This window comes from Flavobacterium gawalongense (assembly GCF_007097265.1).
In the GTDB taxonomy this organism is placed as follows: domain Bacteria; phylum Bacteroidota; class Bacteroidia; order Flavobacteriales; family Flavobacteriaceae; genus Flavobacterium; species Flavobacterium gawalongense.
In genome coordinates this window covers 44,100-56,913 of the sequence record NZ_VJZP01000028.1, presented here as the reverse complement: position 1 = coordinate 56,913, position 12,814 = coordinate 44,100, and the positions used below count along the sequence as shown (strand labels likewise).

Here is a 12,814-nt window from a genome sequence, read left to right as displayed (position 1 = left end):
ATTTTATCAAATTGATTACTCATTATATCCGCATTAAGAGAATCTATCAATATGGTATTCAACTTGTTATTTTTAGGAACAATCTCTTTATTGGCTATTCTCAATGCAAGCTTGATAGCTTCGCTACCGCCTGTTGGATATAAAACAGTGGCTTCTAAAACTCCATCCTTAACTAATTGAATCCCTCCAAATGGACCATTCAGGCCATCAACCCCTATAAATTTTATTTTTTTCTCTAATCCTTTATTTTTAGCAATTTTCCATGCGTTGTATGCTATCATGTCATTAAAAGCATATACATAACCTATGTTAGGCAAACTATCTAATAACTTTATATAGTTTGTTTTAGGATGTCCAAAATCATCTGAATCAATAGTAAAAACTTTAATACCAGGATATTGCTTGACAATTTGTTTAAACCCCAAACTTCTTTCTAAACCAGGTGAAGTATTAAGATCTCCATTAATTTCAATCACATTGGCATGTCCGTTCGAAATTGAAACGATATGTTTTCCGGCGAATCGTCCCACTTCAATATTGTCTGCTCCCAAAAATGCTGTATAATTTGGAGTATTTGCTTTTCTATCCACTATGATTACTGGAATTCCATTAGCTTTGGCCTTCTCTATTACGGGAACAATAGAGTCCGATTCAAAAGGAGAAACTATTATAATACTAGTTTTATCTTTAATCATCCTTTCTATATCATCAATCTGCTTTTTTGCTTTTCTATTGGCATTATAAATCTTCAAGCTAATTTCTGGATGAAGTGAAGCTTCCACCTCCATCGCATGATTCATCGATGTTCTCCAAATATCGTCACCAACACTTTGTGAAAATCCAATAGAAATTTTTTTCCTATCGTTTTCTGATGAATTACAGGAAATTAGTATAGCTATAAAACTTAATAATAGTATGAGACAGGACCCTCTTAACATAGAATTTATGGTTAATTTATAAAAATAAACATACGATATTTAGACCAAAAATCAATTGTTATTATACTTGATTTTTGTAGACCAATATGTATAAAATAATTTATGTAGTTAGATATAGACTTTTTTAAAGTTTCAAAAATACATACTGATTTATTATAATTTCAATCGTGTAGTAATTGTTATTTCTTGTAGAGTTAATATCATTTTTTCTGAATATCAAATGATTTTTTACAATTTTAGACAAATATATAAAAATATGGTATTGTTATTTCATTTTACACAACGATTTTCTTTTTAGAAACTGACAGACAGTTTTTTATCGAAAAGTACTTATTAAAAAATTCGAAATTATAAAAATTGAAAATCAAACATAACTATGCTGATTTAAAAAAGCAAAAAGATTCTAAAAAATGACGTTTGAAAAGCTTTTACTTTAATTTAAATACTTCTCTTTAAAATTAATCATTACAGCAATATGTTTGTATAATTCAGGATGCGCCATTTTAAAAACATGAGGCGTTTCAAAAAAATGTTCCAAGATTACCGATAAAAATTCAAATTGATTTTCATAAGCATACAACCTAAAATACCCTTTCTGGATTAGCTCATTATTTAAAATTGGATCGTTGTAATATTTCATCACTTCATTAAATTCATCAAAAAAGATAATGGCACTTGGATCATTGCTTTTTAAGCAATGAAAATGCAACACATGGGAAAATTCATGTAGACCAAGATTAATATTGTCATTTGAAGTCGCATGCCCCAATAAGAAATCTTCCCACGAAAAAACTATCGCTTTCATTCTTGGGTTGAACTCTCCTTTATGATAGGCTTGATTTACGGTGGAATAATAACTAGAAGGATAAATTATTATTTTGGCAAACAAACTCACAAGATAATTTCTCATTCCAAAAGTCAACATCACATAAGTTCCTGCAATCAGCATTTGCATTTGTTCCGTAATGACAATTTCGTTACCTATGAACTGATAGTTCGAAATAAACTCTTTCACCCTATGTTCAAAATACATTTTCCTTTTAGCGGAAAGCCTATTATAAAATGGAAATTCATTTACTAAAATTTGTCGTTGGTTTAATTTTAATTTCTTGGATAAAGGATACCAATGAATATAAAGTGGCTTATTGAATAGTAAGAGGTTAGCAGGTTCCAGAACTCTAAAAATAATTATTAGAAGGAATAATATCCCAAACAATACGGAAATAAGAAGTTGTTCTGTCATATTTTTTTGTCTCCTTTTAAAACAAAAATACTCCAAAATAATCAAGTTTACTTGAAATTATTTTGAAGCATTTTCGCTTATTTGTGACCGCGGCAGGGTTGACTTCGTCCTACCTTCAAAGCTCCGCTTTGAAAATAGAATAGGATAGAAAAAATTATTCCAAGCGAGCTTGATATTTTTTCTATCCTATTCTATTTATTCGTGACCGCGGCAGGGTTCGAACCTGCAACCCTCAGAGTCGAAATCTGATATTCTATCCAGTTGAACTACGCAGTCTTATAATTTTAAATGTTGATTAACGATTTTATATTTATGATATAAAATCGTTAATCAGCAATCTATTTTTTATGTCAATAATTTTTTAACTATTGTAGAAATGGTTTTTCCCTCAGCAGTTCCGCCTAATTGTGCAGCAGCTAATCCCATAACTTTTCCCATTGAAGCAATACCTGCAGCTCCAGTTTCGGCGATGATTTTTGCAATCACTGTTTCTACTTCTACTTCGCTTAATTGTGCCGGTAAGAATTTTTCGATTACTGCAATTTGAGCTAATTCTGGTTCGGCCAAATCCAAACGGTTTTGTTCTGTAAAAATCTTTGCGCTATCCTTACGTGTTTTTACCAATTTTTGAAGCAATTTTATCTCCTCTTCTGCTGTAATTTCTTCTTTAGATCCTGTTGCTGTTTGGGCTAATAGGATTTCTGATTTAATCGCTCTTAAAGCTTCTAATGCTACTGTATCTTTGGCTCTCATGGCGGTTTTCATTTCGTCCATGATCTGTACTGATAAACTCATACTACTATTTAATTTTAAATTTGCTATTCAATCTAAAAACTGAATACTGATTACTTTTTAAATGCCCCAGATGGTAGTAAAAAACCTTTTTTGGAGAAAATGTATTTTTTCTTGAACTTAAAAAGCGACTTTAGAAGCTCTTTTAAGGACTTAGAAAAAAGCATTTTCGAAAAAAAGCTTGAAACGACAGCTGGATTAAGGCTCGACAAATTTAAAGAAATTTACTGGAATTAACAACAGATTGCTTTCTTCTCGCTACACAAAAAAATAACCCGAAAATTAAATTGAATTTTCGGGCTATCTCATTTTGGTTTGAGTTAGTTAATCTACGTTATCATGTAAATATGAGTTATTAGAACGCAACTGTAAATCGTTGTTGCTGTCTGTCCCCACAGAAATTCTCGAATTTGTATTGTTGGCTTGGTTATTTGAAATGTCTATCCCCAATCTTTTGTAAGCAGGTTCTTTTTCATACTCATCAATTTTAGAAACATTATTATGAAACTTGTAATTGAATTCTTTTAATTTTTTTCTTCTTTCATCAGCTCTCATTCGCAATGATTCTTCAATAGTCATTTCCATAGGAGAAATGGTATCAAAGTCAACGGGCATATTCACTGATGTATTAACTTGTTTCATGGTAATGTTCAACTCAGCTGGGATAACAACTTCTGGAGTTTTTGCAACTGGCTTAGCCATGAAATCATTCTCAGGCTCCATATATTCTTCAAGAGAATATTTGATAATTCCGTTATCAGTCAATTCCGTTACCGGAACAAATTGGACTGCTTCATTTACTTTAATATCACGAGTTTCATTCGTTAGTTCAAACAAAACTTTATTTTCTTCCACTTGTGCTACAGGTTCTGTTTTGAAAAGTGGCAAATCAAAAGAAAAAGTAGTTTGTTCTTGTCTTTCAATAACTTTTGGCTGTACCGCCTTTACTTCTTTAACTTCGGCTACTGGTGAAGTGATTGTAAAATCAATATCAGTAATAGGAGAAACAATTTCGAAAGTCACATCTAAATTTTTAATAAATTCAGACATAACCATCAACTCTTCTTTATTTATTGTTGGAGCAGGTGTTGTTACAACTGGTTCAGGTACAACTACAGTATCTTCTAATAAATCGAAAACAATTCTTTCACTTGAATTAGAAATTGGTGATTCTGTATTCGAATCAAATCCAGCTACAGTTCTATTGGTTAGATTGTGTACACTTCTTTGTTCGTCTTCTAATGTGTGAATTATTTTTTTAGGCTCTGTGTTTACGATTCCATTTTGCTGTTCAATATCAAAACCTGTCGCGATAATGGTTACTGCAATAGCATCCCCTAGAGATTCGTCTTCACCAACCCCCATGATAATATTTGCATTATGACCTGCTTCGATTTGAATGTGATCATTGATTTCTCCAATTTCGTCAATTGTAATTTCATTAGTTCCAGAAACGATAAGCAACAATACGTTTTTGGCACCAGTAATTTTATTATCATTTAACAATGGAGAATCTAAAGCAGCAATAATTGCTTCCTTAGCTCTATTCTCACCTGAAGAAACAGAAGATCCCATAATAGCCGTTCCGCTATTAAACAATACTGTTTTGGCATCTCTTAAATCGATATTTTGAGTATAGTGATGCGTGATTACTTCAGCAATTCCTCTTGAGGCTGTCGCCAAAACTTCATCAGCTTTTGAAAATCCAGCTTTGAAACCAAGATTTCCATATACTTCTCTCAATTTGTTATTATTGATAACAATTAATGAATCGACTTGCTTGCGTAATTTTTCTATACCAATTAAGGCTTGTTCCTGACGCACTTTACCTTCAAATAAGAAAGGCAATGTCACAATCCCTACAGTAAGAATATCTCTTTCTTTAGCTAATTGTGCAATTACTGGCGCAGCACCTGTTCCGGTCCCACCACCCATTCCGGCAGTGATAAACACCATTTTAGTATTGCGATCCAACATTTTTTCAATATCGGAAATACTTTCTATGGCTGATTGTTGCCCAACATCTGGATTTGCTCCAGCACCAAGTCCCTCAGTCAAATGTACTCCTAACTGTATTTTGTTAGGCACAGAACTGTTTTGTAAGGCCTGAGAATCCGTATTACATACGATGAAATCTACGCCTTTGATCCCTTGTTTAAACATGTGATTTATAGCGTTACTACCGCCTCCACCTACACCAATAACTTTTATTACATTTGATTGGTTTTTTGGTAAATCAAATGAAATACTTCCAAATTCTGAGTTGCTCATCATTTTATTTGGTTTTTGATATTTATTATTAATTATTGTGTTTTTGGGCACTGCCCTTATTCTGCATTATCTAAGAAATCTTTAATCTTATCAACATAACGGTCGAAGAAATTTCTCTGAATTCTGTTTACTGTCGAATTCTGTTTTTCATTAGTGTTTCGAACCTCTTCCTCGACTTCATTTTCAGGAACCTCAATCACAACTGGAGCTCTGTAAACTGGAGCTTTTGGTTGTTCGATTGCATCCATTCTTACCGCACTTTGTGTTTTGTTTTCAATACTGTTCATTACTAATCCTACCGCGGTAGCATACAAAGGGCTTGAAATCTCCTCATCTGAATTTCCAGCCAAATGTTCGTTTGGATATCCAATTCTCGTATCCATTCCTGTGATATATTCCACTAACTGTTTGATGTGTTTCAATTGAGCACCACCACCAGTAAGCACTATTCCTGCAATTAATTTTTTACGAGGATCTTCGTGTCCGTAAGCTTTCACTTCCGTAAAAACTTGGTCAATAATTTCAACAACACGAGCATGGATAATTTTAGATAAATTTTTCAAAGAAATCTCTTTTGGTTCTCTACCTCTTAATCCTGGAATAGAAACAATCTCGTTGTCTTTATTTTCTCCTGGCCAAGCTGATCCAAATTTGACTTTCAATAATTCGGCTTGCTTTTCAATTATAGAACATCCTTCTTTGATATCATCTGTGATCACATTTCCTCCAAAAGGAATTACCGCAGTATGACGAATAATACCATCTTTGAAAATAGCCAAATCTGTTGTTCCGCCGCCTATATCAATAAGTGCTACTCCTGCTTCTTTTTCTTCCTGACTCAAAACTGCATCAGCTGAAGCCAATGGTTCCAATGTCAAACCTGACAATTCGATTCCTGAACTTTGAATACATCTGCCTACATTACGAATCGATGAGGCTTGTCCTACTACAACATGAAAACTGGACTCTAATCTTCCGCCATACATTCCTATAGGCTCTTTGATTTCAGATTGTCCGTCAATTTTAAATTCTTGTGGCAAAACATGTATTATTTCTTCACCAGGTAACATCGCCAATTTATTTACTTGGTCGATCAAAAGCTGAATGTCATTCCCTCCAATTACTTCTTCGGGATTGTTTCTGCTTATGTAATCAGTATGCTGAATACTACGGATGTGTTGACCCGCAATTCCCACCACTACATCTTTTATTTTATAGCCTGAATTATTTTCGGCTTCTTGTATCGCTTGCTGTATCGATTGTATGGTTTGAGTAATGTTATTTACAACCCCTCTGGCCACACCTAAACTTTTAGATTTTCCTACACCTAAAATTTCTAGTTTCCCATATTCATTCTTCTTGCCTATCATGGCAACTATTTTAGTTGTCCCAATATCTAGACCTACTGCAATATTCTCTTTTTCCATTATCTATTATTTAGTGCAAACTACTTGTTCCGTAAATCGGAGATCAATCTTTTTATATTTATACAACGAACTATCTAAAACTGCTTTTTGAAAAAAAGCTTTATAATTCTTAAATTTTCGCTCCACATTTATCATTCTACCAAAATCAATTTGATAATCAAAATTTCTATTGAGCATTTTTAAGCTTCCATTCGGCATAATTTCAATTCCAATGATGTTTTTTTTCAAAAACGCATCGTCATAGATTGCGCGAAATAAGTCGGCTAAATCTTCGTTATTTTTTTTATTTATCCCCCCGGATACAAGTGGAACTCTCGCTGTAAAATTAGTTGACAATGACATTCTATTCCCTTCGTAATCAATATAAAAAGAACCACCCTCATTAAAAACTCTAGCTATAGGAGTTTTTTGTTTTACTACTGCTTTCAATACACCGTCAATACTCACAAATACATCTGATTTTTCAACCATTTCTTGTGCATTGAGAGTTCTTTCCAGCTTATTCAAATCTAATTTAACTTTTTGAATGCTTGATGCCTCTCTTTTATTTTCTATTAACAATTTATTAACCGTTTCCTGTTTCACAAAAGGAGCGTTATCTCCTACAAAAACAACAACAGATTTAGTCAATTTTCTGTTTTTATTTCGATTTGAAGTAAACGAAAACAGAAAAATAACCAATACAAACATCAGTAATAATCGAATATTTGTCCAATTAAAGAGTTTCATTTATCGCTTTTTTAATGGATGGCACTAATTCTCCAATATCTCCTGCTCCAATAGTTACAATAACGGTAGCATCGCTAGCTAAAATTGTTGAAATTAAATCGCTTTTAGAGACTATTTTTTTATGATTATTAGTCATTTTATCCATCAACCATTGTGAATTTATGCCTTCCATTGGCAATTCACGGGCCGGATAAATATCTAATAAAACAACGTCGTCAAAAGCAGATAAGCTTTTGGCAAAATCATCTGCAAAATCTCTCGTTCTGCTGAATAAATGCGGTTGAAAAATAGCCAAAACTTTTTGGTTTGGATACAATTCTCTAACCGCCTGATGTACTGCATTTATCTCCGTTGGATGATGTGCATAATCATCAATATAAACTAACTTATCCGTTTTAATTTGGTACGAAAACCTTCTTTTTATTCCTTTGAATGATGCAATGGCTTTTGCAATGGCATCGGTTGGGGTGCCGAATATATTTGCCATTGCAATAGCCATTAATGCATTCATTAAATTGTGTTTTCCCGGTAATCCAAAATATAAATCTTTAATTATCTCATTAGGCGTTTGTACGTCAAAAACATAGCTGCCATTTCCTATTCTAATATTAAAAGCTTTGAAAACAGCATCTTCATTTACAGCACACGTTACGCCTTCTATTGGTAGTTCTTTTGTAATGAAAAGTTTGCTCTTATCTTCTATTTTTGATGCAAATTCAATAAAGGATTCTTCTATCGCTTCACTGGTTCCATAAATATCCAAATGATCCGCATCCATTGATGTAATGCAAGCAATATTAGGATACAAATGCAGGAACGAACGATCAAATTCATCTGCTTCAACAACAGTAACTGTTTTTCCGCTTCCTATTAAATTTGAATTATAATTTTCTACTATTCCACCAATAAAAGCAGTAACATCAGCACCACTTTCGTATAAAACATGGCCTAAAATACTTGAAGTAGTGGTTTTTCCATGTGTTCCCGCTACAGCAAAACAAAAAGTATCTTTTGTGATTATCCCTAAAACCTCCGCTCTTTTTTTAACCTGAAAATCTCTTTCCAAGAAATAATTCCACTCCGAATGTGCTTTTGGAACTGCTGGTGTAATAATTACCAAAGTATTTTCTACATAAAAATCCTTTGGAATTAAATCAATACTATCTTCAAAATGAATTGAAATTCCACTTTCTATTAACTCATTAGTAAGAGCAGAAGGCGTTTTATCGTAACCTGAGACTTGTTTTCCAAGATTCTTGAAATAACGAGCCAAATTACTCATCCCGATGCCTCCAATTCCTATAAAATAGACGTTATGTATTTGATTTAAATTCATATTATTATTATTTTGCCACAAAGGCGCTAAGACACAAATTTTATTTAAAATATTTATTATAATGATTGCATGATTAGATATAAGCCGAATATAATAGAGCCAAACCCCCAATAAAACCTCTCCAATCATTTATATCTTTATGCTTTCTTCTTTTATTGAATACGTAAGACAAAGTGACAATCCCAATTAAAAGAAAAATACAGCCTTTAAAAGCATCATCCATTGACTACTTTATTAATTTTATTATTTCGTCAACAATTTGTTTTGTTGCTTCTGGCATAGCCAATTGTTTTATGTTTTCACTCAGTTGGTTTTGTTTTCCTTTATCTTTCAATAAGGCCTCAAAAACAAGACTGAATTCTGAATCAAGCTCCGATTCTTTAAGCATTAGCGCTCCCTTTTTATCCACTATGGCTTGCGCATTTTTAGTTTGATGATCTTCAGCAACATTGGGAGACGGAATAAAAATCACTGGTTTCCCTACGATACACAACTCCGAAACTGATGACGCTCCTGCACGAGAAATAATAACATCGGCAGCAGCATAAACTAAATCCATTCTTTCAACAAAAGCGACTACCTGAACATTTGCTGAATCGTATTTTTTATAATCTTCTAAATATAATTTTCCGCATTGCCAAATCACCTGGACATTTTGAGAAAGTATATTTTCCAACTCTTTTTCGATTAATTGATTGACTCTTCTCGCACCAAGACTTCCTCCAAGAACCAACAATGTTTTCTTTTTAGAGTCTAAATTAAAATATTGAATTGCTTCCGCTCTTTTACTTTCGATATCTATTAAATCCTGACGCACTGGGTTTCCAGTCAAAATCATTTTCTCTTTTGGAAAAAACCGTTCCAGATTTTCGTAGGCAACACAAATTTTGCTTGCTTTTTTACTCAATAATTTATTGGTGATTCCAGGATAGGAATTTTGTTCTTGAATCACTGTTGGAATACCTGAAATCCCCGCTACTTGCAATAACGGGCCACTTGCAAAACCTCCGGTTCCAATAACAACATCTGGTCTAAAATCCTTTATTATTGTTCTGGATTTTAATAAACTTGAGATTAATTTGATTGGAAAAAGTGCATTGTCAAATGTCAGTCTTCGCTGTAATCCTGCAATCCAAAGTCCTTTGATTTTGTACCCTGCCTGAGGTACTTTTTGCATTTCCATTTTATCATTGGCACCTACAAAAAGAATTTCGGCATTAGGAAAACGAGATTTTAATTCATTGGCAATTGCAATTGCCGGATAAATATGTCCGCCTGTTCCGCCACCGCTTAATATGAATTTATACTGTTTCATTTTTTTTAAAGTTACTGAGTTCCTAAGTTTTTAAAAATTACTTTTTCTCTGAAAACCGAATTACTTATTTAAAAACTGCATGCATTGGATTCGTAGCTTTATCTTCAATAGAATAATCTCCTTCTATCACAACTTCCTCTTCTAATTCTCTATCGATTAATTTCTGCAGTGCTTCTTCTCTTTTGGCAGCATCTTTTAATTCCTGTGCGATTTCTTCCTCCTTTTTAGTTACACTAATGATAATTCCAAGGGCAAAACAGGTCATCCAAATAGAACTCCCACCGCTACTTATTAATGGCAAAGTTTGCCCTGTAACAGGCAATAATTCTACTGCAACTGCCATGTTAATCATCGCCTGAAATATCATGGGAAAACCTAATCCAATAACCACTAATTTCCCAAACAATGTATTGGCTTTATGTGAAGCAATGACAAATCGAAATAGTAATAATAAATATAACGAAAGCACTCCCAAACCTCCTAAAAGTCCGTATTCTTCAACAATAATGGCATAAATAAAATCAGATGAGGATTGCGGCAAGAAATTCTTTTGAACACTTTTTCCAGGACCCAACCCATATATTTTTCCGGAAGCAATGGCGATTTTAGCTTTTTCGATTTGGTAATCATCTTCATCAGGTTTGTCAGTAGTAAAATTTTCAATTCTATTTCCCCAAGTCCCTACTCTACTAAAAAACCTGGAATCAGGAAAAGCTTTGGCAACCAGAATAAAAAAAGCAAGAAATACTATTCCTGAGCCTATTATAACAGCAATATATTTTAACGGATATTTTCCAATAAAAGTCAGCATAAGAATCATGGAAAAAATCAAGGCAGTTGTGGAGAAATTAGCCGGCAAGATTAGTATTAATGTAAAAAACACCGGTAACCAAAGCTCCCATAAAGAAGATTTGAATGTCACTGGTTCTTCTCTGGTTTTCGACAAATAACGTGCTACAAATATAAATAGCACCATGGATGCCAATGTTGATGTTTGAAATGTAATTCCAATAAAAGGTACTTGAATCCATCGACTGGCATTAGCACCAGCGATAACTGTTCCTTTGATTAATGTGTAAGCCAATAATATCCATACAACAGGCAACCCAACTTTAGAAATAGCCCGAAAATAATGATAAGGCACTTTATGTACCCAATAAATAATAGAAAAACCAATACAAATATGCGCTATGTGTTTTACCAAATAGCCTAATGTATTTCCGTTTCCCTGACCTAAGTAGGCCAAATTACTACTCGCACTAAAAACAGGCATAAACGAAAACAAGGCTAATAAGGCCACGAATGACCAAATTCCTTTATCTCCTTTTAAACTGTTAACTAGTTGTTTCATTTTTAATTTTTGTTTAAAGTTTCATTTTGTTTAAAGTTTAGGGTTGAGCAACTTTAAACTTTAAACAAAGAAAACTTTTTTATAGATTCTTAACGGCTTGTTTGAACTGATTCCCTCTGTCTTCATAGTTTTCGAACAAATCAAAACTAGCACAAGCTGGCGATAATAATACTGTATCACCTTTTTCTGATAAACGTTGCGCCATTCTCACTGCATCATTCATGTTATCTACTTCAATCATCATGTCAACCACATTTCCAAATACATCTATAATTTTTTTATTATCTACACCAAGGCAAATAATAGCTTTCACTTTTTCACGAACTAATGACATCAACTCATTATAATCATTCCCTTTATCAACACCACCCACAATCCAAACCGTAGGCGTATTCATACTATCTAATGCAAAAAAAGTGGCATTTACATTGGTTGCTTTAGAATCATTAATGTATTGTACGTTTTGAATTTTCAATACTTTCTCTAAACGGTGTTCTACTCCTTGAAAATTAGACAGGCTTTCACGTATAGTAGCCTTTCTTATTTGCATTAATTTTGCCACAGAGGTTGCTGCCATCGCGTTTTTCATGTTATGTTTCCCTTCTAAGGCAATATGTTCCGTGTCCATTGTAAACTCTTCTTGATTGATTGAAATTTCCATTTTGTTGTTTTTTATATAAGCTCCTTCGCTGAAAGTTTTTGTCAATGAAAAAGGAATTAATTTGGCTTTAGTTGTATGTGTTTTAAACCATTCTGCAATGGCTTCATCATCCGCATCATAAATGAGGTAATCTTCCTCGGTTTGATTCATCGTAATTCTAAATTTTGAATCAATGTAATTTTCATATTTATAGTCATATCGATCTAAATGATCCGGACTTATATTCGTAATGATTGCGATATGCGGTCTAAAATTTATAATCCCATCCAGTTGAAAACTACTCAACTCCAGCACATAAGAATCATATTTATTGTCCGCTATTTGCCAAGCAAAACTCTTCCCAATATTCCCTCCCAATCCCACATTCAATCCCGCTGATTTTAACAAATGATGCGTCAACATTGTAGTGGTAGTCTTTCCATTGCTTCCCGTTATGCCTATTATCGTTGCATCTGTAAAAGGGGCGGCAAACTCAATTTCTGAAATTACCGGAATTCCTTTTGCAATAAGCTTTTTTACTATTGGAGATTTATCCGGAATTCCCGGACTTTTCATCACCACATCGGCATTCAAAATCAAATCTTCAGTATGCTTTTCTTCTTCCCAAACTATTCCATTAATGACAAGAATCTCTTTGTAATTTTCTTTTATTTTTCCGAAATCAGATACAAAAACATCGTATCCTTTTTTCTTACCCAGAATAGCAGTACCTATACCACTTTCTCCTCCGCCTAAGATCACTAGCCTCATA

General features: G+C 33.4%; 10 protein-coding genes and 1 tRNA gene. All 11 read right to left on the bottom strand.

Translation table 11 applies throughout. The features are described 5' to 3' along the window. The coding region (locus FNW38_RS13730) for a substrate-binding domain-containing protein (protein ID WP_144066699.1) at positions 1-938 on the bottom strand (938 nt) is incomplete at its 3' end. A 433-nt stretch (positions 939-1,371) separates the two neighbouring features. Next, positions 1,372-2,181: a zinc-dependent peptidase gene (locus FNW38_RS13725; RefSeq protein WP_144066700.1), complete on the bottom strand. Its 810-nt coding sequence runs from the start codon at positions 2,179-2,181 to the stop codon at positions 1,372-1,374. Between the two features lie 202 nt (positions 2,182-2,383). Next, positions 2,384-2,457, bottom strand: a tRNA-Arg gene (locus FNW38_RS13720). Positions 2,458-2,526: 69 nt separating this feature from the next. Further along, a complete protein-coding gene (locus FNW38_RS13715) occupies positions 2,527-2,976 on the bottom strand; it encodes a GatB/YqeY domain-containing protein (RefSeq protein ID WP_144066701.1) in 450 nt (149 codons plus the stop codon). A gap of 321 nt (positions 2,977-3,297) precedes the next feature. Beyond that, complete coding sequence (ftsZ, locus tag FNW38_RS13710; protein ID WP_143388304.1) at positions 3,298-5,247, bottom strand: cell division protein FtsZ; 1,950 nt, start codon at positions 5,245-5,247, stop codon at positions 3,298-3,300. A 53-nt stretch (positions 5,248-5,300) separates the two neighbouring features. Beyond that, positions 5,301-6,671 carry a cell division protein FtsA gene (gene ftsA / locus FNW38_RS13705; protein WP_144064762.1) on the bottom strand — a complete coding sequence of 457 codons (1,371 nt, stop codon included), beginning with the start codon at positions 6,669-6,671 and terminating at the stop codon, positions 5,301-5,303. Between the two features lie 6 nt (positions 6,672-6,677). Further along, positions 6,678-7,400, bottom strand: a complete 723-nt coding sequence (locus tag FNW38_RS13700) for a cell division protein FtsQ/DivIB (protein ID WP_143388306.1) — start codon at positions 7,398-7,400, stop codon at positions 6,678-6,680. Then, on the bottom strand, positions 7,387-8,736 hold the full coding sequence (gene murC, locus FNW38_RS13695) for a UDP-N-acetylmuramate--L-alanine ligase (RefSeq protein ID WP_144064761.1): 1,350 nt from the start codon (positions 8,734-8,736) through the stop codon (positions 7,387-7,389). Before murC ends, FNW38_RS13700 begins: the two co-directional genes overlap by 14 nt. A 226-nt stretch (positions 8,737-8,962) precedes the next feature. After that, positions 8,963-10,051: an undecaprenyldiphospho-muramoylpentapeptide beta-N-acetylglucosaminyltransferase gene (gene murG / locus FNW38_RS13690; protein ID WP_143388308.1), complete on the bottom strand. Its 1,089-nt coding sequence runs from the start codon at positions 10,049-10,051 to the stop codon at positions 8,963-8,965. A 64-nt stretch (positions 10,052-10,115) separates the two neighbouring features. After that, positions 10,116-11,402: an FtsW/RodA/SpoVE family cell cycle protein gene (locus tag FNW38_RS13685; protein WP_144064760.1), complete on the bottom strand. Its 1,287-nt coding sequence runs from the start codon at positions 11,400-11,402 to the stop codon at positions 10,116-10,118. 79 nt (positions 11,403-11,481) lie between these two features. Further along, the gene (murD, locus tag FNW38_RS13680; protein WP_143388310.1) at positions 11,482-12,813 is read right to left on the bottom strand and encodes a UDP-N-acetylmuramoyl-L-alanine--D-glutamate ligase; all 1,332 of its coding nucleotides are present in this window, start codon (positions 12,811-12,813) and stop codon (positions 11,482-11,484) included. Position 12,814 lies beyond the last annotated feature (1 nt).

What these genes read in the sequence shown, in the direction of transcription:
- FNW38_RS13725 (WP_144066700.1), bottom strand. Translation starts at nt 2,181, where the DNA reads ATGACAGAACAACTTCTTATTTCCGTATTGTTTGGGATATTATTCCTT.
- FNW38_RS13715 (WP_144066701.1), bottom strand. Translation starts at nt 2,976, where the DNA reads ATGAGTTTATCAGTACAGATCATGGACGAAATGAAAACCGCCATGAGA.
- ftsZ (WP_143388304.1), bottom strand. Translation starts at nt 5,247, where the DNA reads ATGATGAGCAACTCAGAATTTGGAAGTATTTCATTTGATTTACCAAAA.
- ftsA (WP_144064762.1), bottom strand. Translation starts at nt 6,671, where the DNA reads ATGGAAAAAGAGAATATTGCAGTAGGTCTAGATATTGGGACAACTAAA.
- FNW38_RS13700 (WP_143388306.1), bottom strand. Translation starts at nt 7,400, where the DNA reads ATGAAACTCTTTAATTGGACAAATATTCGATTATTACTGATGTTTGTA.
- murC (WP_144064761.1), bottom strand. Translation starts at nt 8,736, where the DNA reads ATGAATTTAAATCAAATACATAACGTCTATTTTATAGGAATTGGAGGC.
- murG (WP_143388308.1), bottom strand. Translation starts at nt 10,051, where the DNA reads ATGAAACAGTATAAATTCATATTAAGCGGTGGCGGAACAGGCGGACAT.
- FNW38_RS13685 (WP_144064760.1), bottom strand. Translation starts at nt 11,402, where the DNA reads ATGAAACAACTAGTTAACAGTTTAAAAGGAGATAAAGGAATTTGGTCA.
- murD (WP_143388310.1), bottom strand. Translation starts at nt 12,813, where the DNA reads ATGAGGCTAGTGATCTTAGGCGGAGGAGAAAGTGGTATAGGTACTGCT.